This is a genomic window from Lacticaseibacillus salsurivasis (assembly GCF_036246225.1).
Taxonomy (GTDB): Bacteria; Bacillota; Bacilli; order Lactobacillales; family Lactobacillaceae; genus Lacticaseibacillus; species Lacticaseibacillus salsurivasis.
In genome coordinates, this window is record NZ_BTTP01000004.1 from 121,984 (window position 1) to 146,674 (window position 24,691).

Consider the following 24,691-nt stretch of genomic DNA (forward strand, 5'->3'; position numbering starts at 1 on the left):
AAAAAAGGGAGGCAATTTGCATGAGCATGGATCTTAAAACGCGCTTGGAACAGCTGCGTGAAGAGAACCAAAAACGCATCAAGGAAACGACAGACCTTGATGCGCTGAACCAGATTCGCGTCAATTTATTAGGGAAAAAGAGCCCCATTACTGAGGTATTGCGCGGGCTGAAGAATCTGGATCAAGACGAGCGGCCAAAAGTCGGCGCGTTTGCCAATCAGATCAAAGCCGATTTGCAAGCAAACCTGCAGACGCGGCGGGAGGCGCTGGAGCAAGCGGCCATCGATGCCAAGCTTGAATCCGAAACCATCGATGTGACCTTGCCTGGCGACCAGATGCTGGAAGGCACACCGCATATTCTGGATCAAATCATGGATGACATCGAAGAATTCTTCATCGGCCAAGGCTATCAAGTGGTGGACGGCCCAGAAGTCGAGGAAGATCACTATAACTTTGAGATGCTCAACATCCCCAAGGACCACCCGGCGCGCGACATGCAAGATACCTTCTACATTGACGATCAGCTGTTGATGCGTTCCCAAACCAGTCCGGTACAAGCGCGGACGCTGGAAGTCCATGACTTCAGCAAAGGTCCGCTCAAAATGATTAGCCCTGGGCGCGTTTACCGCCGTGATACCGATGATGCCACCCACAGCCACCAGTTCCACCAGGTGGAAGGCTTGGTCATCGATAAGCACATCACCATGGCCGACCTGAAAGGGACGCTACTGACGCTGGCACAGCATGTTTTCGGCGCTGATCGCAAAATTCGGCTGCGGCCAAGTTACTTTCCCTTCACCGAACCTAGTGTGGAAGTCGATGTTTCCTGCTTCCGTTGCAACGGCAAGGGCTGTGCGATTTGCAAGTATTCCGGCTGGATCGAAGTTTTAGGCGCCGGCATGGTCCACCCGAATGTGTTGACCAATGCTGGGGTGGATGCCGATGTCTACGGCGGCTTCGCCTTTGGGCTCGGGCCGGATCGTTTTGCCATGCTGAAGTATGGGATCGACGATATTCGCAGCTTCTACCAAGGCGACTTGCGCTTTTTGACGCAGTTCAAGGAGGAAGGTTAACATGGACGTTTCATACGATTGGTTAAAAGAATTAGTTGACGTGCCAGTTTCGCCTGAGGAACTGATGGACAAAGTGTCGCGTACCGGGATTGAAGTCGATTCCGTGCATCGCCTAGGCGACGGGCTGAAGAAAATCGTGATTGGCCATGTTGAATCCGTGAAGCCGCATCCAGATGCGGATCACCTGCGCATCACCATGGTTGATACCGGCGAGGGTGAATTACGCCAAATCGTCTGCGGCGCGCCAAATGTGGCCGCGGGCCAAACGGTGATTGTGGCGCTACCTGGTGCCCGGATTGGCGACAATGTCAAAATCAAGCGCGGTAAAATGCGCGGCGTTGTCTCTGACGGGATGCTGTGCGCGCTGCAAGAACTCGGCTTTAGCAATGACTTAGCGCCGAAAGCCTATGACGATGGCATTTATGTCTTCGATGAAGCACTCCAGCCTGGCAGCGATGCCTTGGCGGCGCTGGGCATGGAAGATGCCGTGCTAGATTTTGAAATCACCCCGAACCGCGCCGACGCCTTGGGCATGCGCGGGGTGGCCTGGGAAGTCGGCGCCACTTATGGCAACAAGCCGCACTTCAATGACCAACCAGTGGTGGAAACCGGTAAGCCGATTGCCGACTACCTCAGCGCCAAGGTCGCAGACACCAATGATGCGCCAGCTTACCAAATGCGGGTGGTGGACAACATCACCATCAAAGACAGTCCGCTGTGGCTGCAGCGCCGGCTTTGGAATGCTGGGGTGCGGCCCATCAATAACATTGTCGATGTGACGAACTTGATCATGCTCGGCTACGGCCAGCCGCTTCACGCCTTTGATTATGCGCAGCTTGGCAGCAAGGAAATCCTGGTGCGCCGCGCCCAAGCCGGCGAACCGCTGACTACCTTGGATGGCAACGAGCATGAGTTGACCACCGAGGACATTGTCATCACCAACGGCGAAAAGCCAGTCGCCTTGGCCGGGGTGATGGGCGGTCTTGATTCCGAAATCACCGCCAAGACCCAAACGGTGGTGATTGAATCCGCCATGTTTGCACCGACCCCGATTCGCAAAACCGCTTTGCGCTACAACTTGCGCTCTCAAGCTTCCGCCCGCTTTGAAAAAGGCGTGGATGTCGGCAGTATCAACCTCGCGCTTGATGAAGCCGCCCGCTTGATGGCGGAACTGGGCGACGGTGAGGTTGCGACCGGCACCATTTCTGCCAGCCAAGTCCCAGCTGATCCGGAAGAAGTTGATATTTCGCTGGATCGCATTAACCATGTGCTTGGCACCCAATTGGATGAAGCAACGGTCACGGCGCTTCTCGATCGTCTTGGCTTCGGGGTGACCGTCGCTGATGGCTTGTTCGCTGTTTCCGTGCCGACTCGCCGGTGGGACATCCACATTGAAGCCGATTTGATTGAAGAAATCGCGCGGCTGTATGGCTATGACAATCTGCCAAGCACCTTGCCGACCACCACGATGACAGTCGGTGAGTTTACGCCAATGCAGGCGCGCCGCAAGCGCAGCCGCAAGCTACTGGAAGGTCTTGGACTGACGCAGATCATTTCGTATAGTCTGACCACTGCCGATAAGGCCAACGCCTTTCAACTTGAGCCAAGTGAAGAAACGCATGTCGCTTGGGCGATGACCGCGGATCACGAAACCCTGCGCCGCAACCTGGTGTCTGGGTTGGTGGACGCGGTGGCCTACAACGTCGCGCGCAAACAAACGAATCTGGCTTTGTATGAGCAAGGTCGCATCTTCCCGCGCAGCGCTGGTCACACGCGACCAGCCGAAAAAGAATACATCGCCGGCGCTTTAACTGGTAATGTGATTCAAAAGAGTTGGCATCAAGCCGCCAAGCCGGTGGATTTCTACTATGTTAAAGGGATTGTTGAAACCTTGCTGGCGGACTTCCGTTTGGAGCAGCCGGTGCAGTACGTGCCAACCAAGCGCCCAGACCTGCACCCAGGTCAAAGCGCGCAGATTATGCTCGGCGATGAAGTGGTCGGCTTGATTGGCCGCCTGCACCCACGGTATGAGCAGGACCAAAGCATTCCGGAAACCTACATTTTCGAATTGAATCTAGAAGCCTTGATGCTTGCCGATCGCTCTGAGATGACAGCGACGCCAGCGCCGAAGTTCCCAAGTGTCACGCGCGACATTGCGGTGCAAGTGGCAACATCGGTGGCCAACGCCGAAATTGAAGCCATTATTGCCGCCAATGGTGGTAAGTTCTTGCGGGATACGCGGTTATTCGATGTCTACAGTGGCGTCAAAGTCGCCCCAGGGCAAAAGAGTTTGGCTTACACCTTGACGTATCGCCGCGATGATCAGACTTTGACCGAAGACGAGGTCAACAACGCTTTTGCCAAGATTGTGGCCGCTTTGGAAACGCAAGTCGGTGCGCAAATTCGTTAAGACTCGGTAACTGTTCCCCTAAACCTGTCGCAATTTGCGGCAGGCTTTTGTATAATCATGGCAGGATTTTGAGCGGGCCCAGCGCCCGTAGTAAAAACGGCCAGTTGACTGGCCGTTTTTGAGGAGGAAACCAATTGAAGCAGCCGAGTTCAAGCAGGCGCCGCCGCGATCAGATGGTCGAAGGCGCGTCTAAGCATGTGGTGAAATGGGTGATGGGGATTGTTTTGGCCCTGTTGGTGATTGCCGGACTGATGGGCGGGTTATATGTGCATGATGCCTTGCAGCCAGTTGATGCCAATGCCAAAAAAGGCATCGCCGTCCACGTACCACAAGGGGCCAGCACGGATCAAATTGGTCAGACCTTAGCGGCCAAGGGCTTGATCAAAAGCGCCTTGGTCTTCAAAGTCTACGTGAAGTTTCAAAACATTCCGAGTTATCAGGCGGGGGACTACCGCTTCACGAAAGCTGACACCATGGCGAGCATGCTGACGAATCTGCGCGGTGGCGGCAGCGATACCGGCATTGGCACAGTTTTGGTCAAGGAAGGCGTGGATGCTGAAACCATCGCGACCGAAGTGCAAAAGCTGCACAAGAAAGATGCCAAGCTGAGCCGTAAGCAGTTCCTGGCGGCGCTGAAGGATCAAGCCTTTTTCAAGCGCTTGGCCAAGCAATACCCGCAGCTGCTTGGCAGCGCGGCGAAGGCGACGAATGTCCGCTATCGGCTGGAAGGCTACCTCTTCCCGGCGACGTATACTGTCACCGCGAACTCCTCAGCGGAACAGTTGATTGCTCAAATGGTGGCGAAAGCGAATGCCGTGATTGCGCCTTACCAAACCAACATTCAAAAACAAGGCCTAACGGTGCAAGAAGTCCTGACGCTGGCCAGTCTGGTGGAGCGCGAAGGCGTGACGGACACTGACCGCGGTAAAATTGCTGGCGTGTTCTTCAACCGGTTGGCGGCAGGGATGCCGTTGCAATCCGATATTTCGGTCATGTACGCGCTGAATACGCACAAGACCCATCTGACCAACAAAGATACCAGTGTCGATTCGCCGTATAACCTCTATCGCAACACTGGTTATGGGCCAGGGCCGTTCAATTCGCCGAGTGAAGCGGCCATTAAAGCGGTGCTGAACCCGATTGATCGCAGTGATGATTATCTGTACTTCGTGGCGAACTTGAAGACTGGCGAAATCCTCTACGCCCACACGCTAGCGCAACATAACATCAACACCGCAAAGTTTGCGGCTGACAATCAGCAATGAGGGAAGGCAAGACTGTGACGTTACCCAAACCAATTGTGATCGGTGTGACTGGCGGCTCGGCCAGCGGCAAAACTTCAGTGTCTCGCGCGATTTTTGATCAATTCTCTGGGCACTCACTGCTGCTGCTGACTCAGGACGCTTATTATAAAAAAAGTGACCTGCCGTTTGAACAACGGCGGTTAATCAACTACGACCATCCGCTGGCCTTTGATACGCCGCTGCTCCATCGCCAGTTGAAGCAGTTGATTGCCCGTGAGGCGATTGACCGCCCGGTGTATGATTACAAAAAGCATAACCGCTCCGATGAAGTGGTCCACATGACCCCCAAAGACGTGATCATTGTCGAAGGGATCCTGATTTTGGCGGATGAGGAACTGCGCAATTTGATGGATATCAAAATTTACGTGGATACCGATGATGATATCCGGGTGATTCGACGAATTAAGCGGGATATGGTGGAGCGCGGGCGGTCGCTGGATGATATTATTCAGCAGTACCTCAAAACCGTGAAGCCGTCGTACCATCAGTTCATCGAACCGACCAAGCGCTACGCCGACATCATTGTGCCTGAAGGCGGCCAAAACGAGGTGGCCATCGATCTTCTTACCACCAAGATTCGTGCGATTTTGGCGGCGCGCGGGTTGCAAGAGTAATTGACAAAGCTTCAGATTAAGGTAATATCTCCACTAGAGAATAAAGAATTGAGGAATGTAACATGGCAGACAAGACATATCCAATGACAGCAGAAGGTAAAGAAAAGCTGGAGGCCGAATTAGAACGGCTGAAGACCGTAGAACGGCCCAAGGTGATTGATCGCATCAAAGTGGCCCGCGGTTTTGGCGACTTATCGGAAAATTCCGAATATAGTGCGGCCAAGGACGAACAGGCAACGCTGGAAAGCCGCATTGTGCAGGTGCAAACCATGCTGCGGTTTGCGGACATCATCGACTCTAACGAAGTCCCAGCCGATGAAGTTTCGCTGGGCAAGAAAGTCAGCTTCGTTGAAGACGGCGATGACGAGGAAGAAACCTACGAAATCGTCGGTGCGGCGGAAGCGGATGCCTTTAATGGCAAGATTTCCAATGAAAGCCCGATTGCTACTGGCCTGATTGGCAAGAAAGTCGGCGACCATGTGACCATCAGCACTCCCGGTGGGGACATGCTGGTTAAGATCACGAAGGTTGAAGGCTAAGCAAAAAGCGCTGCGGCGCTTTTTTTTTACGGAAATCCGTCTCGGGGCGGACAGTAAAGCGCGTTAGCTGGCGTATACTGAAGAAAACAAGACTAAGGAGGGGTGCAAGTGAAACGAAGGTGGCAATTGTTCTGGGTGCTCGAAATCGCTTTGCTGATGGTGCTGGGTTACCAAATCGTGCAAAACACCGCGTCCCTCATTGGGGTGCTGACTGGGGCGTGTGCCTTGCTGCTGGGCATCAAGGGTCATTTTTGGCGCGCTTTTTGGTTAACCTTAGGCACAATCTTGATGGTGGTCGGGGTCTTTCTCATTCCTACCATCTGGATCATTCTGTTCGTGGCGCTGATTGGCGCCTTGTTTGCCATGTCGGGCAAGCAAGGCGGGCGCTTGCCTTGGCTGCAAAAGCAGTACTGGGCAGTGCGCACCAAGGCGCCAGCGCCAAAGGCTGGCTGCACGACACGTCACGCCTGGTTTGGCGACGAGCACATTGGCGGGCAAACCTTCGAGTGGGACGATATTAACATGACTTTAATCGCCGGCGACACCATCATCGATCTGGGCAATACCTTGCTACCGCCAGGCGATAGCACGATTGTTGTGCGCAAAGGGCTGGGCAAAACCCGGATTCTGATTCCAGTCGGGGTCGGCGTGATGGTCGATCATGCCACCCTGGCTGGCACTTTGACCATCAACGGCACCGAGCACAGCTTGCACAATGAAGCGGTTAAGCACTACAGCGACGATTACGACACGGCGGCGCGGCGCGTGCACATCCTGACCAACGTGATTGTTGGTGATTTGGAGGTGCTGTCAGTATGAAAAATCGCCAGATTATCTGGTTGTTTGCCATCACGCTGCTGGCCACCTTTGCCTTGGAGTTGGGGCTGGTGTTTCTACTGAGTACCGCCCAGGCGGTGACTTTCCTTGACGAGCTGATGGCGCCGGCGTATGCCATGCCCCTGCTCGCCTACTTACTCACCGGGGCGGTGCTCTTAGCGCTGATTGTGACCGGTTGGACCGCGGCCATGGTGCGCATGCAACACACCCAGTTGTCACGGCGCCTGACGCAGCTGGTGGCGGGCCAAACCGATGCGCCAGTGTTGGCGCGCCAGCATCAGGCCCAGGCAGTCTTAGGACAAGATGTGGCAGGGGCGCTTGAAGCCTTGCGCCAAAAAATGATACGCTTACAGCATGAAATCGAGCGTTACAGCAACACGCCGGTTTTGCTCGACGGTCAGTCCAAAGAGGATATTTTGACTGAGGAGCGCCACCGGCTGGCGCGGGAGTTGCATGACTCGGTTTCACAGCAGCTGTTCGCCGCAATGATGATGCTATCAGCGGTGCGCAGTGTGGTCGCCCAAAATGGTAACAACGCCGCTGAGCTGAAACAAATCACTACGATTGAAAGTGTGATCAACGAGGCGCAGTCAGAGATGCGGGCGCTGCTCTTGCACCTACGGCCGACAAATTTAGCCGGTAAGTCGCTTAAAGATGGTATCATCAGTTTGTTGCAGGAACTGCAAACGAAAATCAAAATCGAGATTACATGGGATCTGGAAGACATTCACTTGTCCCCAGCGATTGAAGATAACCTGTTTCGCATTGTGCAAGAACTGTTGTCAAACACGTTGCGTCACGCCAAAGCCAAGCATTTGGAAGTGTACCTGAAGCAGGTGGCCACCACGGTGGTGTTGCGCGTCGTGGACGATGGCGTCGGCTTTGATCCAAAAACCGAAAATACCACTGGCAGCTATGGCCTGTCCAACATTGCCGAACGCGCAAGAAGCATCGGCGGGGTCGCGAAGGTCATCAGTTTCCCTCATCAAGGCACAAGCGTTGAAATCCGCGTGCCGATTTCAAAGGAAGAGGCTCATGATTAAAGTATTGATTGTCGATGATCACGAAATGGTGCGCCTAGGCGTCTCGACCTACCTTGGGGTGCAACCGGATATCGAAGTGGTCGGTGAGGCCGAAGACGGCCAGCAAGGGTTGGATAAGGCGCTCGACTTACGGCCAGATGTCATTTTGATGGACCTGGTGATGCCGAACATGGATGGCATCGAATCCACCAAGCGCATTCTCAAAGCCTGGCCGGAAGCACGCATCATCATTTTGACCAGTTTCATTGATGATGAGAAGGTGTACCCGGCCATTGAAGCCGGCGCGGCGAGCTATATTTTGAAAACCGCTACGGCCGATGAAATCGCCGCCGCCATTCGCAAAACGGCCGCTGGCGATTCGGCGCTGGATCCGCAGGTGACCACCAAAATGATGAATCGCCTCACCCAAAAGCAAACGCCAGAGCTGGCGGACGAGCTTACGAACCGCGAACGCGAAGTGCTGATGCTGATTGCGCAAGGCAAGTCCAACCAAGAAATTGCCGATGAGCTGTTCATCACGCTGAAAACCGTGAAGACCCATGTGTCGAACATTCTCGCCAAGCTAGAGGTTGAAGACCGCACGCAGGCGGCGATTTATGCTTTCAAACACCACCTCGTGAGCAAGGAGGACCCGTCATGATTACCATTACTGATCAGGCTAGTGCTTGGTTCCGTCGGGAATTGGCACTACCGAAAGCCGGTGCAGGGGTCCGCTTTTTCGGCAAAGTCTATGGCAAAACCAATGTCCATGATGGGTTTTCGGTGGGGATGACCCGCGATGACCAAGCCGAAGCGCCGGTGCTGGCCACGCAAAAAGATGGCGTCCTCTATTACGTTGATGCCAATGACGATTGGTTTTTTGCCAATCTTGATCTCACGGTGGACTACGATGCCCAGCGCGATGAACCTAGTTATCACTTCACTCCTCAGGCCTGAGGGGCGCCAACCCGCAGTGCGGGTTATTTTTTTTGCCTACATTCGCTTTTAGGGTTGCACCCCAGTCACGTTCGCAGTATAGTCATAGTGTAATAGGTAAATAGTACACTAGTTAGGAGGGACAAAATGGAATTTGACGCCAAGACCCCGATTTATTACCAAATCGAGCAATACATTAATCGGGAAATCATCATTGGGCATTTGCGCCCTGGCGCTCAGGTCCCGGCAGTCAGGCAGCTCGCCATCACGCTGACGGTGAATGTGAACACCATTCAGCGGGCGTTAGCGAATCTGATTGGAGCTGGCATTCTAGTGCCGGAACGCGGAAAAGGGAATTTTGTCACCACGGATCAGAAGGTGTTGGGGAAAATGAAACAAAGCATGATCGAAGGGGAATTTAAGGCCTTATACGACCATTTGGCGGCGCTTGAACTCAGTCCCGAAGAAATGACTGCCGCCTTTGCGCAGTATGTGCAAACGCAGCAGGGAGGTGAAAGGCATGAGTGATGTTCTAACGATTGAAAATCTAACCTATCGGCGTAATTGGAAAACGCTTCTCACCGATGTATCGTTGCAGCTACCAGCGGGCCAAATCATTGGTCTGCTTGGGGCCAATGGCGCTGGTAAAACGACTTTGATGCGCCTGATTGCTGGCAGTGCCGTGCAGTTTAAAGGCCAGATTCAGGTGGGCGGCCAAACCGCCTTGGCCCGCCGCAAAGCTGGCGTCAGCTACACCGGCCAGCTGACAGATATTGATCCGCGGTGGAAAGTTGGCCAGATTGCTGAATTAATGGCTCAGTTGCACCCTGATTTTCGGATGGCAGATTTTTTGCAGCTGGCGGACTTGCTCGACCTGCAGCAAAAGCAACGGTTCAATCGCCTGTCCAAAGGTAATCAGCGCAAACTGGCGCTGGCGGTCACCATGGCCCGGCGCGCGCAGTTGTATTTGCTGGATGAACCGTTTGACGGCATCGATGTCATGACCCGCAAGGCAATGCTGAATAGCATCGTGCGCTGGTTACCCGACACGGCGACGATGGTGATATCTGATCACCATGTCACTGATATCGACCAGCTGCTGGACGCCGTAGTGGTGATCAAAAACCAAACTATTGTGGCCCATGCCGCCGCTGATGCAATTCGTGAAGGTGGCCAAAGCATTGAATCCTACTTTGAACAATTCTACGAAGGTGGTGAAAACGATGACTAAAGCAAGCAAGGTGTTGGGGCAGCTTCTGGGGCTGCGGCTCAAAGAAATTGCCGGTTGGCTGGGGCTCTACGTGCTCCTGATTCTCGGGCTCTCCGCCGCATATGCGCTGGGCTGGGTCGATGAAGGCAACTATTTCGGCCTGCCGCTGAGTGCCATGGTGTTTGGCCTCTTTGCCGGCTTTGTTCGCTTCGCGATTCTGCAAGAGCAGATGTGGACCAGCAACTGGTGGCGGCTATTACCGCTGCCAAGCTGGCAATTAATGGTGGTGGTGACACTCGCCACCTGGCTGACGCAAATCATGTTGTGGCTAGGGGCGGGGCTCGTGACCGCTGTCTGGCTAACGGTTGCGCCTGGTGGCCTAGATTTGGGCACCGCGAATATTCACGGTGGCGTCGTGCTGATTGCTTTGGCCCTGGTGGTCGAATTGTGGTTTGGCGCCATGATCTCGACCGTCCATCTGATTACCGAGATGATTAGTGCTTACTTACCAGATCTGCGGCAGAAAATCTTAAAAGTGGTGTTATATGTCGGCGTCTTCATCGGGCTTGAATATCTGTTGGGTGCAGCATTTGATTGGTTGTCTGGGCTGGCCTATCATGGCGGCCATCCCGAGTTCAGTTTTTCCTTTGGCACCAGTACTGCTGACTGGGGCACCTCGGTTCAGATTCCCGCTGGCATTGGGCAGGCGTTTTTACCGGTCTTTGTGCTCCTAGGCTTGGGCACGGCAGCACTTGTCTGCCTCAACGCGTATTTGCTGAATCACGTGGAAACCAAACAACCACAACAAATTGGGTAATCAAAAATCGCTCCGCCAATCAATTTGGCGAAGCGATTTTGCGTTACTGGGCATGCCGGCCCAGCGGCAGTAGCCACCACCAGAGGCCGCAGAGCAAGAGGGCGATGACACTGACGCCTACACCGGTCCAGAAATAAGGTGGGGTATAGGTCATGGTTAGCTGATGCTCTCCTTTGGTCACAGGAATGGCGAGCATGAAGCCAAGCGCCTTTTTGGCTTTGACGGTTTGCCCATCAACCTTGACGTGCCAGCCGGCAGCATAGGGGATGCTCGTCATCACCACTTGCTTGGCCTTGGCGGTGACCTTGGCGGTAAGCGAGCGACTCCCGCGGGCGGTGAGGTGCCAGTTGTTGGCCTTCAGGGTGTTGAGGCGAAGCAAGGTATCAGCTAAATCCAACCGGAATAATTTGATATCGGCGAAATCTGCCGAGTCTTTGTTCAGCGTGAAGACCAGGGTTTGTTTGACCCCTGGGGCGCTGGGCGTGACATTAAGTAACTCGCGGTCGCGGAAGGTGTCGTAAATTGGGACGCTGCGACCGTTTTGCGTCAGGCTGGTGAGATTGTCGGTGAAGTTGGCACCGATTTGGAGATAGTACGCATCGGTGGTCGTCGCGGTGAAGGTGTAGGTCACAGTGGTCACTTCATTACTGGTGAGGACGGTCTTAGACACGATACTGCCGCTTTGCGTGCCATGTTTGACTTGCGGCGCAGACAGCGGCTCAACGCTGAACAGATCCGGCGTGCTGGTCCCCGTTAAGCCGCCCAAAATCCTTTCCTGGTTGACGGTAGGCGCTTGTGGTAGCAGCTTGGTTTTAAGAATGTTCTGACTGGCAGTGAAGCCCAGGGCCAAGGCATAAGGATTGCGGTAGGCGTTCAGGGCCTTGGTGTGGCCGACCTGGTCGTAGCGTTGCAGATCCGGGCGAGCCGCGATTTGCGGCATGAAGACGCTGGACGGGGCACTCAGACGCGGACTCAGGTAACCTTTGATGTTTAGCAAGGCATCGGTAATCACCGTGCCGTTGGTGTAGGCCACAAAATTGTCGCCGGCGCTTTGCCCGAGTTCGCCATAAAACTGCGGTTCCGCCGGCTCCAGCATCGAAGAAAATTGATCCGTGCCGAGGTAGCCAATTTGCATGGAATCGTTTTTGCTGCGGAGCACGGTTTTGCCAATGCGGCTGTTAGTGCCGATTTTGGCTTGCAAGGTGGTGATGCCAGCCCGAAGCGCTTCGGTGTACGTATGGTAATCCGAATGGCTGATATCACTTAGTTGATTTAAGGTCAGCACCGCATTACTCCCAGCATCCACCACCATTAACACGCCGATGGCAATGGTGAAGGCTCGGCGCTTCGGGCCATGCAAGCTTAGGAGCATCAGCGCCGCCACGCTCATGCCGGCGGTGATACCAATGGCGCCGGTGGTGAGATAGCTGTAATGATCGCGCCGCAAGAATACGGTCAGCGTGAGCGCCGTCATCACGGCTAGCGCAATCAGCAATTGGGTGATGGTGATGCCTTTGGGCCGGCGCAGCAGGGCCCGCAGGCTGAGCATCAACAGCCAAAAACAAATGACGAACGAGAAGCGGTAAGGATACCAGACCGGAAACTGCATGCCATGCCACAGCAGGTCAAGCGGCGCCCAGGTGATGGAGAGCAAGAGGAAGCCACTATACAGCCCAGCGGCCAGTCGCTCCTGCCAGCGAATTTCCTTGGTGCAGAAATATAAGATGAAGCCAATCAGGCCGATGCTACCGACAAAGATATTCGCCTCGCCACTTGGCATTTGGCCGAAGGAATAGGCGCCAGCAAAAAACTTGCCTAATAGCTTCAGCGGGCTAGACTCGAAATGTGTCCACTGAATTTGGGTTTCAGTATAGGTGCCTTTGCTTTGCGCCAGCTGAAAGGCGGTGGGCAGCAACAGCCAAGCCGCCAGCCCGGCCGCGAGCAGTCCGCTGGCGACAAACTGCCGCACGGTGCGCCAAGTCTGAGGCCAAGGCAGCCGGACTTCAAGCAGGCGAAAGCCGAAGTAGGCGATTAAAAACAGCACCAGCATGTAAGCCATATAGTAGTTGCTGACCATGGCCAGCAGCAGCCAGCCGAGCATCATGAAAGGCCGCCGCCGCTTGATTAGCTGATCGCAGCCCAGCGCAATCAGCGGCAGAAAGACGGCGGCGTCCAACCACATGAGATTGAGCTGGTTGGCTACCATCCAGCCGCACAAGGCATAAGCCGTGCCAAAGCCCACCACCCAGCTACCGCGGGCATGCTGCTTTTGCACATACCAACCCATTGCCAGCCCAGCGGCGCCATATTTGAGCAGGGTCATCACGGTGATGGCCAGATCCAGCATCGTTTTCGGAAACACCAAGGTGATGAGGTTGAATGGGCTCATTAAGTAGTAAGCCCAAATCCCTAACGCGTCACCGCCAAGATCTTTGTTGAAAGCATAAAAAAATTGGCCAGGATGGCCGAGCAGCGTTTGGCGATAGTAGCTGTAATAGTCGATGTATTGTTGACCCATGTCGACGGTCATCACCGAATTATTGCCAAAGGGCCACACTTTGACCGCGATGAAATAACCGGCCATGATGACGACTGGCACCAAAAAGGCGAAAATTAACGGCCGCCGTTTGCGCCATTTGCTCTCTTGCATAAAGGCCTCCTGAAACCACGATTTGAACTGGCATCAGGCAAGGTTAGGAATCGGTAAAATCTTGCACTAAGCCCGTCAGTTCAACTGCTTTTACTATAACATGATTCGGTAAGGCATGGCGTTTAGCCCTAGATTTTGCTAAACTGCAGAGGATAGAAGAAGGAGTCGAGAACTTTGAAATACATTCGCACGCCGAAGCCCAAGCGCGAGCGCTCGCACATTCCGTTTCGCCTGAACTTGTTATTTTTCTTCGTGTTTTTGCTGCTAGCGGCGCTGGTGGCGCAGTTAGCGTACCTGCAAATCATGAATGGCGCCAAGTTCCGCGCGGATGTTGACAGTACGGATCAGGCGACGGTCACCGGCAGTGTGCCGCGTGGTCAGATTTATGACAGTGAAGGCCGACTGTTGGTGGCCAACTCGGCCAACAATGCGATTGTGTACACCAAAAGTGTTGGCGTTTCGGCGCAAACCATGCGTGATACCGCTGACGAGCTCTCCAAGTACGTCACGATTTCGCTTGATGGCATGCGCAAACGGGACTACGCTGACTATTATCTCGCGGATAAAACCGCTTCTGATGCGGTACTGAAAAAGCTGTCAGCGGCGATGCAAGCCACGACCGATACAAGCAAACAGTACCAAGCTCAGTTAAGTTATGTGTCGAAACACTTGCCTGATTACTCCGACCGAGAAAAAGACGCCGCGGCGATTTACAAAAAAATGAACGGCGCCACGCAACTCACCACGGTTTACATCAAAGACCAAAACGTGACTGAGCAAGAAGTGGCAGAAGTCGGGGAACATCTTACCAAAATGCCCGGCATCAGTTTGGGCACTGACTGGGAACGCTCTTATCCTAACGGTAAATCGATGCTGAGTATCATCGGCACGGTGTCCTCAGAAAAAACGGGGCTGCCAGCGGAAACACTGAATGAATACCTCGCCAACGGCTACGCCCGCAATGACCGGGTTGGTACTAGTTACCTGGAAAAAGAATACGAAAGCATTCTCAAAGGCGCCAAGAGTCGCACCAAGGTAGAAATCGGCCGCGACAACAGCATTGTCAGCTCAACCACCGATTTTCAGGGCCAACAAGGTGCCAACTTGAATTTGACCATTGATTCCGCCTACCAGAAAATGGTGGATGACGATGTGACAAAGGTCTTCAACCAGGCCAAGGCGGCTGGCGAAGCTGGCGTGTCCGATGGGGCCTATGCGGTGGCGATGAATCCTAAGACTGGCGCGATTTTGGCCATTTCTGGGTTGCATCAAAACGTCAAGACGCATGCAGTCACCAATGATTCCTTGGGTGTTTTGAACCGCGCGTTCGCCATGGGGTCGATTGCCAAGCCCGCCATGGTACTGGGTGCGCTGCAAGCTGGCGTCATTACCGTGAACAACAATACGATGGGCGATTCCGCGATTTATCTGCCTAGCACACCGGTCAAGAAATCCGATTATGGGATTGGCAAGTTCAGTACCATGAACGCCACCAAGGCTTTGGAAGTCTCCTCTAACACGTACATGATGCATCTGGCCATGCTTGAAGCCAACGCCAAGTATATGCCCAACAAGTACATGATCATGAACAAAGATATCTTCACCAAGATGCGTGGCTACTTTAACCAATTTGGTCTTGGCCAGAAAACCGGGATTGATTTGCCTGGTGAAATCACAGGTCTGGAAGGTCAAGAATATAATGCCGGCCAGTTTAACGTCGGCGGCGCGCTGGATTTGTCCTATGGTAACTTGGATACCTACACCTTGATTCAAGCCATTCAGTATGTCAGCACCATCGCTAACAATGGCTACCGGATGAAACCGTATATTGTGAAGAGTGTCAGCCAAACCCTCAGTGATGGTAGTTCAGGGCCAATTTTGAGCACGACCACGCCAACGGTTTTGTCCAAAATCAAGAACAACCAGGACCAAATCAACTTGGTTAAGCAGGGGATGTGGCAAGTGGTTCATGGCACCAGCGGTTATGCGACTGGGACGGCGCTGCAAAGTCTCAATCCTGGCGTCGCTGGGAAAACTGGGACGGCGCAAACTTTTACCAATCTTGATCCCGAAAATCCAAACTCGAAGCCGGTCGAAGCCATCACCCAAAGTTTCATTGGTTATGCCCCGGCAAGCGATCCGCAAGTGGCGATTGCCATCGTGGTGCCTAACGTCAGCAAGATGTCTTCATGGGCGTATGATATTGCGAAGTTAATGTTCCAGGATTACTACAAGCTCTATAAGGTGCCAACGCAGAAGAATTATTCGGTTCATCAAAAGACCGCCAATGGTTGAGCGGCTAGGCAATCAGCGGAAATAATGCTACACTGATTTGTGAAACTTGGACATGTTCTGTTGTTGTGCGCACCGGCCGCTCCCAAGTTGGTTGGGTAGCGGTTTTTTAATGCATGACGTTGACATGGTTTGATTCAGAAAGGAGCCACCCCTTTGCACAGTTCTGGCTACCGCAGACTTGCTAACCAGCCTTTTGTCACTTATGGTTTGCTTGGCATTACCGTGTTGGTTTACCTGCTTGAAACGCTGGCTGGTGGCAGTACTGATACCATGGTGCTGCTACAATTCGGCGCGCGCTACAACCTGCTGATTGAAGCAGGTCAGTGGTGGCGGTTGATTACCCCGATCTTTGTCCATATTGGCCTGATGCACATTGTCGTTAACGGCGTTACGCTGTACTACCTGGGCATGCTGACCGAGCGCATTTTTGGCCACTGGCGGTTTTTCGTGGTGTACTTGCTGTCAGGCATTACCGGCAACTTAGCAAGCGCGGTGTTTAATTCAACTGGGCTAGCGGCCGGGGCTTCGACCTCACTATTTGGGCTGATGGGGGCATTTCTGATGCTCTATGATACCTTCCGCGATGATCCGCAAATCACAGCCCTGGCCAAGCAGTTCATTTTACTGGCGGGCTTGAACTTGGTGATGGATCTGTTCATGAGCGGCGTTGATATTTGGGGTCACATTGGCGGGTTTGTTGGCGGCTTCTTGATTGCGACGGTGCTTGGGGTTCCGCGTTTTGCCAGCAGCCGGGTGCGCCAAGTGATCGCTGCCGCAGTGTTGGTCGTGGCCTCAGGCGCGATGGTGTGGGCCGCTTTCGGGGCATTCTGATGAAGACTTTTTATGACGTTTTGCAATTACTCAAGCGCTACGGCACCTACGTTCACGTCGGTGAGCGGCTGTGGGATATCGAATTAGCAGCGGTGGAAGTGGATCGCCTTCACAAAGCCCAGCTGATTGATGATAAAACTTATGCCTCAGCCAAAATCGTGCTCCGACACGAACATGCTCAAGAGGAGAAGCATCCTTTAATAAAAACACATGGAGGAAACAATCATGGCGGACAAGAAACTGATGGGCGTTGATTTAGGCGGTACGACCTGCAAGTTTGCAATTTTAACCGAAGACGGTGAAATTCAACAACGGTGGAGCATTGACACGAATATCTTGGATGAAGGTAGTCACATCATTCCTGATATCATCGCATCCATCCAGGACCACTTGAAGCTCTACGACATGACGGCAGCTGATTTCCAAGGCATCGGCATGGGGACGCCAGGGACGGTTGATCCCGCCCAGGGCACCGTCATTGGCGCCTACAACCTGAACTGGAAGACGATGCAGTACCCAAAGCGCGACATTGAAGCGGCGACTGGCATTCCTTTTGCCATCGACAACGACGTTAACGTGGCAGCGATGGGTGAACAGTGGAAAGGGGCCGGCGACAAGTCCGACAACGTGACGCTGGTGGCTTTGGGTACCGGGATCGGCGCCGGTATCGTCTCTGACGGCATCTTGCTGCATGGCGCGGCTGGGTCTGCTGGGGAAGTCGGCCACGTGACTGTGCAACCAGGCGGCTACATGTGCACCTGCGGCAAGCGCGGCTGCCTGGAGACCGTTGCTTCCGCCACTGGGATTGTGCATGTGGCGCGCGATATGGCCGAAGAATTTGCCGGCGACTCGCGTTTGAAGCAGATTTTGGATGATGGCGAAGACATCTCCAGTAAAATCGTCTTCGACTGCGCCCAGGCCGGTGACAAGCTGGCTTTGATGATTGTCGATAAAGTGTGCTACTACCTTGGCCTTGGCTTGGGGAACATTGGGAACATGCTGAACCCTGAATTTCTGCTGATCGGCGGCGGCGTGTCCGCAGCCGGCGACTTCTTGCTGACTCGGGTCCAGAAGTACTTCAACGAATTTACCTTCCCGAATGTGCGCAACACCACGCATCTGCGTTTGGCCACTTTGGGCAATACCGCCGGTGTGGTAGGGGCCGCTAGCTTGGCTCGTGCATAAAGGTCATTAGCATTAAAAAATCAGGGCGAAGAGTCTGTTAAGGAGCGAATTTGTAATGGGGAACTTGTTGCTGGTTGTTGTTGGGATTGGGCTGGTCGTCTGGGCCGCCAACTATTTGTATCAAATGTGGCAGAAGTCACGGCTCAAAGCGGTCGGCGGCGAAATGACGCCGGAAGACTTTGAAGCGACGATGCGCAAGGCGCAGATTATCGATCTGCGGGAAAAAGGCGACTTTGACGCCGGCCATATCCTAGGCGCCCGCAATCTGCCTTACACGCAGTTGAAGCAGCGCCAAGTGGAGCTACGCAAGGACTTGCCGGTGTATCTGTATGATTTAACCGGTGCCATGTCTGTGCGGGCGGCGCGCAAGCTGCGCAAGGAAGGCTTCCAGCATCTGTACTTCCTCAAGGGCGGTTATGATAACTGGTCCGGCAAAACGAAAAAACGCGAAGCATAATGAAAAAGACGCGTCTGTTTGCGGTTGCAAGCAGGCGCGTCTTTTCGCGTTTGGCGTGAACATAACCCCTCACTAGGAGCGAGGTAGGGTTAGCCTTGGTGAGCAGCATGAGATTTGCGGTTGGCCTTGCGGCGGTTAGCATTGATCTCATCGACTTTTTCTTCAACGGGTTCGATGTAAGACTTTTTGAATGTCAACACCGCACCGGCCACGGCACCAGCCGCAGTGGCAAGTCCGAGTAAGAACCCAGTCGCAAATTTGTGTTTCATAAAAATCCCTCCAATATATCGAACTTAAGTGCTAACTACATTATACTTGATATATGACATTGAGCGGGAATAATTCTAACCAAACGCAAGTATTAATGATTGGTGGTCCAACCGCCACCGGCAAAAGTGCTTTAGCCGTGGCTTTGGCCAAGCAATTCGATGGGGAAGTCATCAATGGGGATGCCTATCAAATCTATCAGGGCATGGATATTGGCACAGCCAAAGTGACTGTGGCCGAGCAAGGAGGGGTCCCGCACCATTTGCTGGATATCGTGCCGCCAAGTGCTAGTTTTTCTGCGGCTGAATTTCAGCGGCGGGCTGAAGCGGCGATTGCTGACATTGCGGGGCGCAAGAAGCTACCGATTGTGGTGGGCGGGACCGGCTTTTACCTGAATGCGCTAAGGCTGGGCTTGCCGCTGGGCACCCAAGCCGCTTCACCAAGCCGCGCGCGGTGGCAAGCGGCGTTAGCGGCTCATGACACAGCCTGGCTATGGCAGCAGCTGGCTGCCCAAGATCCGGCGGCAGCGGCTAAAATACCGGCCGGTAATTCGCGGCGGGTGATCAGAGCACTGGAAGTGATTGAGCAAACCGGTCAGCTGTTTTCGGCGCAGCCACCGAGCACCCCGCAATACGATACTTTGGTTTTGGCCCTCACCACTGAGCGGGCGACCTTGTATGATCGGATTAACGCGCGGGTGGAAGCAATGCTGAAAGCAGGTTTGGTGGCTGAAGTGCAAGCCGTGTTAGCGCAGGCGCCGCCGACTGCTCAGGCACTGCAGGCCATCGGCTACAAGGAGCTGCTCCCATATTTGGCCAAAGAGCAGTCCTTAGCGGCGGCCACGGCGCTGATTCAGCAACATTCACGGCATTACGCCAAACGACAATTAACGTATTTTCGCCATCAGATGCCGGCGCATTGGCTGGATCTGATTGCTGATCCGAAGGCGCCGGCGCAAGCGGCGGCCTTGGTTTCGGCGTGGCGCATTCAAGGAGGAGTACATTCAAATGAAATGGCAAGATAAGTTTGATCCGAAATTAATGGCAACGGTGGCCGAAGTCGATGCGCAAATCGCCCCGCGGCTGGCAGCGATTGATGATCAGGTGCTGACCAATGAGGCGAAGGTACTAGATAGCTTTCGCGCGCATGAAGTGGCGGAAAGCGATCTGATCAGTTCCACCGGCTATGGCGACAGTGATGTCGGCCGGGATAAGCTAGAAGCCATTTATGCCGACGTGCTGAGTGGTGGGGCGCCTTATGCAGATGCTTTGGTGCGGCCCCAGTTCGTCTCGGGGACCCACACGATTGGGGTGGCGATGCTGGGGTTGGTGCGGCCCGGGGATGAAATCCTATATATCACCGGCGCGCCTTATGACACCTTGCAGGAGGTGCTGGGGATGGCCGGCAATGGCATTGGCAGTCCCAAAGAATACGGCATCAAGGCGGATTATGTACCGTTGAAAGCCGACGGTAGTGCCGATTTGCCGGCCATTCAAAAGCGCATTCGACCTGAAACCAAGGTCATCACGATTCAGCGCTCACGTGGCTATGCAACCCGCGAGTCCTTTACTGTGGCCAAAATCGCCGAGATGATTAAAGCGGTGCGGGCCATCAAACCAGATGTCTGGGTGTTCATCGACAATGCGTATGGCGAGTTTTCCGAACCGATCGAACCACTGCAAGTCGGCGCTGACCTGATGGCGGGTTCCTTGATTAAAAATGCCGGCGGCGGGATGGCCAAGTCCGGGGGCTACATTGTGGGCCGTAAAGACTTGGTCGAACGGGTCTCCTACCGCATGACCGTGCCAGGCATCGGCGGGGCAGAAGGGGCGACTTACGGCAACTTGGCCGATATGTACCAAGGCTTCTTCATCGCGCCGCAAGTCACCGGTGGGGCGATTAAAGGCGCCATCTTTGAGGCCGCGCTGCTGGCGAAGTTAGGTCTGCAGGTCAGCCCAAGCTGGGATGCGCCGCGGACGGACCTGATTCAAACCGTCAACTTCGGTAACCCCAAAGACATGACCGCCTTTGCTAAAGCCGTGCAGCAGAACTCGCCGATTGACGCCTTCGTGACGCCAATCGCTGAGGAAATGACCGGCTATGAAGACAAGGTCATTATGGCCGCCGGGAACTTTGTCGAAGGCTCCACCATTGAGTACTCCGCCGATGGCCCGATGCGCCCGCCATACACCTTGTATATGCAAGGCGGGTTGACATACGCCCATGCCAAGCTGGCCACGATTGGGGCAGCCCAGGCCACATTTTTCAATTAAGCGATTAAGATTCGGCAGTTGCCGAATCTTTTTTATTGCAAATGTCAGAAAAACTAACATCAGTCGTTGACGCCTGGATTTGAAGTTGGTAGTCTGGTACACGTGATGAAGGGGGCCAGGCTGATGCCAGACATCGATGACATTCGCACCCGCCCAGTCTTGCCGATCGGGACAGTGATGGCGTTGACGGATCTAACCGCGCGTCAAATTCGTTATTACGAAGCACAGGGCTTGATCAAAACCGAGCGGACGGCGGGCAATCACCGACTATATTCCTTGAACAATATCGACGCGTTGCTTGAAATCAGCACCCAGCTGAAAGACGGCTTCACGATTGCCGATATCAAACAGCAGCGCCATCCGCGCCATCGCCAGCCACTCAGCGACGAAGAGGTACGGCGCATGCTACGCGAGGAATTGCTCAATCAGGGGCGGCTGAATCCAAGCGGACCGGATCAGCCGACTCAAGGTTTCGGGTTTCGTCCGTAATGGGAAGGGAAAAGGAGCGACTTCATGGCTAAACAAGCGATTACTGCTGATATGATTCGGCAGAGCGTCAAAGAGCAAAACGTTGAATTTTTACGGTTGATGTTCACCGACATCAACGGCATCATCAAAAACGTCGAGGTGCCGGTTTCGCAATTAGAGAAGGTCCTAGCCAACAAAATGACCTTTGATGGCTCCTCCATCGATGGCTTTGTCCGCATCGAAGAAAGCGATATGCTGCTGTTCCCTGATTTGAACACCTGGCTGCTTTTCCCATGGGAAAATGACGGCGGCAAAATCGCCCGGTTGATTTGCAGTGTGCATACGCCTGATGGTGAACCGTTTGTCGGCGATCCCCGGAACAATCTGATTCGGGTCATGGAAGACGCCCACAAGGCTGGCTACACCGCCTTTAACATTGGTCCGGAACCAGAATTCTTCTTGTTCAAACTGGACGAAAATGGCGAACCTTCTTTGAAACTGAATGATAAGGGCTCCTACTTTGATTTTGCCCCGCTTGATTTAGGCGAAAACTGCCGGCGTGATATCGTGCTTGAATTGGAAAAAATGGGTTTTGAAGTGGAAGCTTCTCACCATGAAGTCGCCCCGGGTCAGCATGAAATTGACTTTAAGTACGCCGACGCGGTTGATGCTGCGGATAATATTCAAACCTTCAAGCTGGTGGTGAAGTCCATCGCCCGCAAGCATGGCTTGTATGCGACCTTCATGCCTAAGCCTTTGCAAGGCATCAATGGTTCGGGGATGCACATCAACATGTCCTTGTTCAATGAACAAGGCAATGCTTTTTATGATGCGGACGCAGATGAAAAGCTGAGCCCAGTGGCGATGCATTTTCTCGCCGGGCTGCTGGCCCATGCCCGCGGCTTGACGGCCATCAACAACCCAACGGTTAACTCCTACAAACGCTTGGTGCCTGGCTATGAAGCGCCGGTTTACATCGCGTGGTCTGGCACTAACCGCAGTCCGCTGATTCGGGTGCCACAATCTCGTGGCCTGGGTACGCGACTGGAGATGCGGTCGGTCGATCCAACGGCTAACCCTTACCTGGCGATTGCGGCGATTCTGGAGGCGGGCCTAGATGGCGTGCGCAACCAGCTGGATCCGGAAGATGCGGTGGATCGTAACATCTACTCGATGCAAGATACCGAACGCAAAGCCAACCACATCCAAGATTTGCCTTCGACGTTGCACAACGCTTTGAAGGCGTTGGATTCGGATCAAGTGGTCAAAAATGCGCTAGGGGAGCATCTGTTCCGCAGCTTCACGGATTCCAAAGACCTGGAGTGGGCCGCCTACCGGCAAAGTGTTTCCGAATGGGAACGCAGCCAGTACCTCGAACTCTACTAAGCCGTACAACACAAAAAAGCCGGTGGGAAATGTTTTCCCACCGGCTTTTGCTGTGCTTAGCGTGAAAGCTGAGCGACAGCTTGTTCAATCGTCGCGCCACGACCAATGTGAGTTTGGTTGGCAGGGTCGATTGCGATAAATTGTTGCGTATTGGTATCTAATTGAATTCTGTATTTCATGTGTATTACCTCCATTCGATCACGCATGAATGGTCGTTCAGTAGCGATGAAATAACTATACTATATTTTAGTAAGCAAGTCAAAAGAAACCCTTCTGGTGAGCAAAAATCAGTCTGAGGTCGTAGATGACAAGAGCACGAGAAAACCGGGGAAGGCTAAGTATCGGATTAGAATCGCTGACTTATGTAGCCTTGAGTTGCGCTCCGGTCGGCAATGTCCGAGCGATTAGCTACGCCTGAATCCTCGCCAGTAAAAGCGCTGGCAAGGATTCAGGCTAGGCTACTCGTCGGACTAAGCCCGCCAACCTTCGCAGCCTTTGAGAAAGGTTTTTTGCGCGAGCGGGCTGGGTGTGCGAAGATAGTACACAAAGAACGGGGGCCATGACATGGAAGACGAAACCAAAGAAACACGAGACTTGAAAGGCGCATTGATCACTGGAATCGTAGGAGTCATTTTAGCGGTGCTGCTGATGGTGGCGCATCAGGTGATCTGGGGTGTACTGACGCTGGTGTTGGTGGCGGCAATCGTCTGGCACATTCTGCGCCAGCCAGCCGCCAAGCCGGGAGTACCGACGGATCGCGCTACGATTACTGAACTGGAACAAAAGAACGGCAATCTGCCACTGGACTGGGAACCAATCACGAGTGCGTCCGCCGCGGAAGGCTTGCTAATCGAAAAAGTGGGCGATTTCGGCTGGCACACTGAAAGTGGCACCGTGGCGGTTTCATCGCCGATTCAATTCGTTGTGACCAGTCAGGACGGTCAGCGCTATGTAGTCTTCGCCACTGGTGAGTATACGGCAGCTCCGCTTGAAGGCCAGGCAAGCACCGAAGCGACAGCGGATAGTGAAACCGCAGCTGCGAGTGAGACCTCGGCAAATGATACCGCGACTGCTGCGCCAGCCCAGAGTGACCAGGCAGAATCGACGCTGACCCAACGCGAATCAGAGGTGAAGTAAATGTATCGAGCAGCATTAATTTTGGAAGGTGGGGCTTTGCGCGGTCAGTACACCGCTGGAGTCTTGGATACGTTTTTGAAGCATGACATCCACTTTGAACTGGTGGTTGGCGTGTCAGCCGGAGCGCTGTGTGGGACAAACTACTTGTCCGAGCAGATTGGGCGGACCAATACCATCAACACCAAACACCGCCAAGATAAAAATTACATTTCGCTGCGGCGGGCCTTTAAACGCCAGGACATTATTAATCTTGATTATCTATTTGCGCCTCACAGCGGTGATTGGGAGAACTTTGATGAGCGGACTTACCGCAGCTCAACCAGTGAATTTGTCGTGGTCGCAACGGCACTGGCTTCCGGCCAGGCTGTCTACTTTAGGCATCCCCAAGGGCGCGACTTGGTGGCCGATTTGAAAGCCAGCTCCGCGATGCCGTTTATCTCGGCGCCGGCGATGACGAATGCTGGGGTCTGCCTGGATGGTGGCATTGCCGATTCCATTCCGTTTGCTTATGCTCAAAAGCGCGGCTTTGATCAAATCGTGGTGGTCCGCACCAGAGAACGGACTTACCGCAAGAACCCGACGAGCGCCGTGTTGCGCCGTGCTTATCAGCGCAGTTTTGCCGAATATCCGGCCTTTGCTAGCACCGCCAGCGCCCGGCCGGAGATGTATAACCAGCAAGCCGCTCAGCTGCAGCAACTGGAGCAGCAGGGCGAAGTCTTTGTCATTGCGCCGCAAGAGCCGGTCACGGTTGGCCGCCTGGAGCGAGATGTCAACAAATTAACCGCCTTGCATCAAACCGGCATGGTAGAAGCCGAAGCAGCGCTGCCAGAGATGCAGGCCTATCTTTCTCACTCATCCGAAGATTAAAAAAACCCGCAAATTTGCGGGTTTTTCTTAGCTCAAAAGTGCGACAGCCGAGATTCGAACTCGGGACCGATGGTTTAGAAGACCATTGCTCTATCCAACTGAGCTACTATCGC

26 protein-coding genes and 1 tRNA gene are annotated in these 24,691 nt (G+C 53.9%); 23 read left to right on the forward strand and 4 right to left on the reverse strand.

All coding sequences use genetic code 11. The features are described 5' to 3' along the window. The first annotated feature begins 26 nt into the window (after positions 1-26). From pheS to AAA927_RS05160, 12 genes are all read left to right on the forward strand, one after another. On the forward strand, positions 27-1,073 hold the full coding sequence (gene pheS, locus AAA927_RS05105; protein ID WP_204118170.1) for a phenylalanine--tRNA ligase subunit alpha: 1,047 nt from the start codon (positions 27-29) through the stop codon (positions 1,071-1,073). A 1-nt stretch (position 1,074) separates the two neighbouring features. Beyond that, positions 1,075-3,483 (forward strand): phenylalanine--tRNA ligase subunit beta, encoded by a 2,409-nt coding sequence (pheT, locus tag AAA927_RS05110; RefSeq protein WP_338216319.1) that lies wholly within the window; start codon positions 1,075-1,077, stop codon positions 3,481-3,483. 173 nt (positions 3,484-3,656) lie between these two features. Next, entirely contained in the window at positions 3,657-4,748 is a 1,092-nt protein-coding gene (mltG, locus tag AAA927_RS05115; protein WP_338216416.1) for an endolytic transglycosylase MltG, read from the forward strand. A gap of 14 nt (positions 4,749-4,762) precedes the next feature. Continuing rightward, positions 4,763-5,401 (forward strand): uridine kinase, encoded by a 639-nt coding sequence (gene udk, locus AAA927_RS05120; RefSeq protein WP_338216321.1) that lies wholly within the window; start codon positions 4,763-4,765, stop codon positions 5,399-5,401. A 62-nt stretch (positions 5,402-5,463) separates the two neighbouring features. Beyond that, positions 5,464-5,940: a transcription elongation factor GreA gene (greA, locus tag AAA927_RS05125; protein WP_125579548.1), complete on the forward strand. Its 477-nt coding sequence runs from the start codon at positions 5,464-5,466 to the stop codon at positions 5,938-5,940. 108 nt (positions 5,941-6,048) lie between these two features. Further along, positions 6,049-6,759: a cell wall-active antibiotics response protein LiaF gene (liaF, locus tag AAA927_RS05130; RefSeq protein WP_338216322.1), complete on the forward strand. Its 711-nt coding sequence runs from the start codon at positions 6,049-6,051 to the stop codon at positions 6,757-6,759. Next, on the forward strand, positions 6,756-7,820 hold the full coding sequence (locus AAA927_RS05135) for a sensor histidine kinase (protein ID WP_338216325.1): 1,065 nt from the start codon (positions 6,756-6,758) through the stop codon (positions 7,818-7,820). Before liaF ends, AAA927_RS05135 begins: the two co-directional genes overlap by 4 nt. After that, positions 7,813-8,460: a response regulator gene (locus AAA927_RS05140; RefSeq protein ID WP_203632156.1), complete on the forward strand. Its 648-nt coding sequence runs from the start codon at positions 7,813-7,815 to the stop codon at positions 8,458-8,460. Before AAA927_RS05135 ends, AAA927_RS05140 begins: the two co-directional genes overlap by 8 nt. Further along, positions 8,457-8,756, forward strand: a complete 300-nt coding sequence (locus tag AAA927_RS05145) for a HesB/YadR/YfhF family protein (protein ID WP_338216328.1) — start codon at positions 8,457-8,459, stop codon at positions 8,754-8,756. The genes AAA927_RS05140 and AAA927_RS05145 overlap by 4 nt, the downstream gene beginning before the upstream one ends. A gap of 126 nt (positions 8,757-8,882) precedes the next feature. After that, entirely contained in the window at positions 8,883-9,263 is a 381-nt protein-coding gene (locus AAA927_RS05150; protein WP_338216330.1) for a GntR family transcriptional regulator, read from the forward strand. Next, complete coding sequence (locus AAA927_RS05155; protein ID WP_338216332.1) at positions 9,256-9,966, forward strand: ATP-binding cassette domain-containing protein; 711 nt, start codon at positions 9,256-9,258, stop codon at positions 9,964-9,966. Before AAA927_RS05150 ends, AAA927_RS05155 begins: the two co-directional genes overlap by 8 nt. Continuing rightward, the gene (locus AAA927_RS05160) at positions 9,959-10,762 is read left to right on the forward strand and encodes a hypothetical protein (RefSeq protein ID WP_338216334.1); all 804 of its coding nucleotides are present in this window, start codon (positions 9,959-9,961) and stop codon (positions 10,760-10,762) included. Before AAA927_RS05155 ends, AAA927_RS05160 begins: the two co-directional genes overlap by 8 nt. Before the next feature lie 43 nt (positions 10,763-10,805). Here the strand turns inward: AAA927_RS05160 and AAA927_RS05165 are convergent, their stop codons facing one another. Beyond that, positions 10,806-13,412, reverse strand: coding sequence for a YfhO family protein (locus AAA927_RS05165; protein ID WP_338216336.1), 2,607 nt, complete (start codon positions 13,410-13,412; stop codon positions 10,806-10,808). A gap of 174 nt (positions 13,413-13,586) precedes the next feature. On the opposite strand from AAA927_RS05165, the gene AAA927_RS05170 reads away from it, so the two are divergent. From AAA927_RS05170 to AAA927_RS05190, 5 genes are all read left to right on the forward strand, one after another. Next, entirely contained in the window at positions 13,587-15,707 is a 2,121-nt protein-coding gene (locus AAA927_RS05170) for a peptidoglycan D,D-transpeptidase FtsI family protein (protein WP_338216338.1), read from the forward strand. A 153-nt stretch (positions 15,708-15,860) separates the two neighbouring features. Beyond that, positions 15,861-16,538: a rhomboid family intramembrane serine protease gene (locus AAA927_RS05175; protein WP_125579558.1), complete on the forward strand. Its 678-nt coding sequence runs from the start codon at positions 15,861-15,863 to the stop codon at positions 16,536-16,538. Beyond that, positions 16,538-16,792, forward strand: coding sequence for a YqgQ family protein (locus AAA927_RS05180; RefSeq protein WP_125579559.1), 255 nt, complete (start codon positions 16,538-16,540; stop codon positions 16,790-16,792). The genes AAA927_RS05175 and AAA927_RS05180 overlap by 1 nt, the downstream gene beginning before the upstream one ends. Beyond that, entirely contained in the window at positions 16,764-17,723 is a 960-nt protein-coding gene (locus AAA927_RS05185; protein WP_125579560.1) for an ROK family glucokinase, read from the forward strand. Before AAA927_RS05180 ends, AAA927_RS05185 begins: the two co-directional genes overlap by 29 nt. Before the next feature lie 124 nt (positions 17,724-17,847). Further along, on the forward strand, positions 17,848-18,180 hold the full coding sequence (locus tag AAA927_RS05190; RefSeq protein WP_373301005.1) for a rhodanese-like domain-containing protein: 333 nt from the start codon (positions 17,848-17,850) through the stop codon (positions 18,178-18,180). 89 nt (positions 18,181-18,269) lie between these two features. Here the strand turns inward: AAA927_RS05190 and AAA927_RS05195 are convergent, their stop codons facing one another. Next, the gene (locus AAA927_RS05195; protein ID WP_125579562.1) at positions 18,270-18,449 is read right to left on the reverse strand and encodes a DUF3042 family protein; all 180 of its coding nucleotides are present in this window, start codon (positions 18,447-18,449) and stop codon (positions 18,270-18,272) included. 53 nt (positions 18,450-18,502) lie between these two features. Between AAA927_RS05195 and miaA the strand changes: the two genes are divergently transcribed. From miaA to glnA, 4 genes are all read left to right on the forward strand, one after another. Further along, the gene (gene miaA / locus AAA927_RS05200) at positions 18,503-19,471 is read left to right on the forward strand and encodes a tRNA (adenosine(37)-N6)-dimethylallyltransferase MiaA (RefSeq protein WP_338216344.1); all 969 of its coding nucleotides are present in this window, start codon (positions 18,503-18,505) and stop codon (positions 19,469-19,471) included. Then, entirely contained in the window at positions 19,455-20,720 is a 1,266-nt protein-coding gene (locus tag AAA927_RS05205) for a methionine gamma-lyase family protein (protein WP_338216346.1), read from the forward strand. Before miaA ends, AAA927_RS05205 begins: the two co-directional genes overlap by 17 nt. A 123-nt stretch (positions 20,721-20,843) precedes the next feature. Continuing rightward, positions 20,844-21,209 (forward strand): MerR family transcriptional regulator, encoded by a 366-nt coding sequence (locus AAA927_RS05210; RefSeq protein ID WP_203632126.1) that lies wholly within the window; start codon positions 20,844-20,846, stop codon positions 21,207-21,209. A gap of 24 nt (positions 21,210-21,233) precedes the next feature. Next, positions 21,234-22,574 carry a type I glutamate--ammonia ligase gene (gene glnA / locus AAA927_RS05215; RefSeq protein ID WP_338216349.1) on the forward strand — a complete coding sequence of 447 codons (1,341 nt, stop codon included), beginning with the start codon at positions 21,234-21,236 and terminating at the stop codon, positions 22,572-22,574. Positions 22,575-22,630: 56 nt separating this feature from the next. Here the strand turns inward: glnA and AAA927_RS05220 are convergent, their stop codons facing one another. Continuing rightward, positions 22,631-22,753, reverse strand: a complete 123-nt coding sequence (locus tag AAA927_RS05220) for a hypothetical protein (protein ID WP_263852864.1) — start codon at positions 22,751-22,753, stop codon at positions 22,631-22,633. A 385-nt stretch (positions 22,754-23,138) separates the two neighbouring features. Between AAA927_RS05220 and AAA927_RS05225 the strand changes: the two genes are divergently transcribed. Both AAA927_RS05225 and AAA927_RS05230 read left to right on the forward strand, forming a co-directional pair. Further along, complete coding sequence (locus AAA927_RS05225; protein WP_338216353.1) at positions 23,139-23,711, forward strand: hypothetical protein; 573 nt, start codon at positions 23,139-23,141, stop codon at positions 23,709-23,711. Further along, on the forward strand, positions 23,712-24,578 hold the full coding sequence (locus AAA927_RS05230) for a patatin-like phospholipase family protein (RefSeq protein ID WP_338216355.1): 867 nt from the start codon (positions 23,712-23,714) through the stop codon (positions 24,576-24,578). A 39-nt stretch (positions 24,579-24,617) separates the two neighbouring features. On the opposite strand, the gene AAA927_RS05235 is transcribed toward AAA927_RS05230, so the two are convergent. Next, a tRNA-Arg gene (locus AAA927_RS05235) sits at positions 24,618-24,691 on the reverse strand.

What these genes read in the sequence shown, in the direction of transcription:
- pheS (WP_204118170.1), top strand. Translation starts at nt 27, where the DNA reads ATGGATCTTAAAACGCGCTTGGAACAGCTGCGTGAAGAGAACCAAAAA.
- pheT (WP_338216319.1), top strand. Translation starts at nt 1,075, where the DNA reads ATGGACGTTTCATACGATTGGTTAAAAGAATTAGTTGACGTGCCAGTT.
- mltG (WP_338216416.1), top strand. Translation starts at nt 3,657, where the DNA reads ATGGTCGAAGGCGCGTCTAAGCATGTGGTGAAATGGGTGATGGGGATT.
- greA (WP_125579548.1), top strand. Translation starts at nt 5,464, where the DNA reads ATGGCAGACAAGACATATCCAATGACAGCAGAAGGTAAAGAAAAGCTG.
- AAA927_RS05135 (WP_338216325.1), top strand. Translation starts at nt 6,756, where the DNA reads ATGAAAAATCGCCAGATTATCTGGTTGTTTGCCATCACGCTGCTGGCC.
- AAA927_RS05140 (WP_203632156.1), top strand. Translation starts at nt 7,813, where the DNA reads ATGATTAAAGTATTGATTGTCGATGATCACGAAATGGTGCGCCTAGGC.
- AAA927_RS05145 (WP_338216328.1), top strand. Translation starts at nt 8,457, where the DNA reads ATGATTACCATTACTGATCAGGCTAGTGCTTGGTTCCGTCGGGAATTG.
- AAA927_RS05150 (WP_338216330.1), top strand. Translation starts at nt 8,883, where the DNA reads ATGGAATTTGACGCCAAGACCCCGATTTATTACCAAATCGAGCAATAC.
- AAA927_RS05155 (WP_338216332.1), top strand. Translation starts at nt 9,256, where the DNA reads ATGAGTGATGTTCTAACGATTGAAAATCTAACCTATCGGCGTAATTGG.
- AAA927_RS05160 (WP_338216334.1), top strand. Translation starts at nt 9,959, where the DNA reads ATGACTAAAGCAAGCAAGGTGTTGGGGCAGCTTCTGGGGCTGCGGCTC.
- AAA927_RS05165 (WP_338216336.1), bottom strand. Translation starts at nt 13,412, where the DNA reads ATGCAAGAGAGCAAATGGCGCAAACGGCGGCCGTTAATTTTCGCCTTT.
- AAA927_RS05180 (WP_125579559.1), top strand. Translation starts at nt 16,538, where the DNA reads ATGAAGACTTTTTATGACGTTTTGCAATTACTCAAGCGCTACGGCACC.
- AAA927_RS05185 (WP_125579560.1), top strand. Translation starts at nt 16,764, where the DNA reads ATGGCGGACAAGAAACTGATGGGCGTTGATTTAGGCGGTACGACCTGC.
- AAA927_RS05190 (WP_373301005.1), top strand. Translation starts at nt 17,848, where the DNA reads ATGTGGCAGAAGTCACGGCTCAAAGCGGTCGGCGGCGAAATGACGCCG.
- AAA927_RS05195 (WP_125579562.1), bottom strand. Translation starts at nt 18,449, where the DNA reads ATGAAACACAAATTTGCGACTGGGTTCTTACTCGGACTTGCCACTGCG.
- miaA (WP_338216344.1), top strand. Translation starts at nt 18,503, where the DNA reads ATGACATTGAGCGGGAATAATTCTAACCAAACGCAAGTATTAATGATT.
- AAA927_RS05205 (WP_338216346.1), top strand. Translation starts at nt 19,455, where the DNA reads ATGAAATGGCAAGATAAGTTTGATCCGAAATTAATGGCAACGGTGGCC.
- AAA927_RS05210 (WP_203632126.1), top strand. Translation starts at nt 20,844, where the DNA reads ATGCCAGACATCGATGACATTCGCACCCGCCCAGTCTTGCCGATCGGG.
- glnA (WP_338216349.1), top strand. Translation starts at nt 21,234, where the DNA reads ATGGCTAAACAAGCGATTACTGCTGATATGATTCGGCAGAGCGTCAAA.
- AAA927_RS05220 (WP_263852864.1), bottom strand. Translation starts at nt 22,753, where the DNA reads ATGAAATACAGAATTCAATTAGATACCAATACGCAACAATTTATCGCA.
- AAA927_RS05225 (WP_338216353.1), top strand. Translation starts at nt 23,139, where the DNA reads ATGGAAGACGAAACCAAAGAAACACGAGACTTGAAAGGCGCATTGATC.
- AAA927_RS05230 (WP_338216355.1), top strand. Translation starts at nt 23,712, where the DNA reads ATGTATCGAGCAGCATTAATTTTGGAAGGTGGGGCTTTGCGCGGTCAG.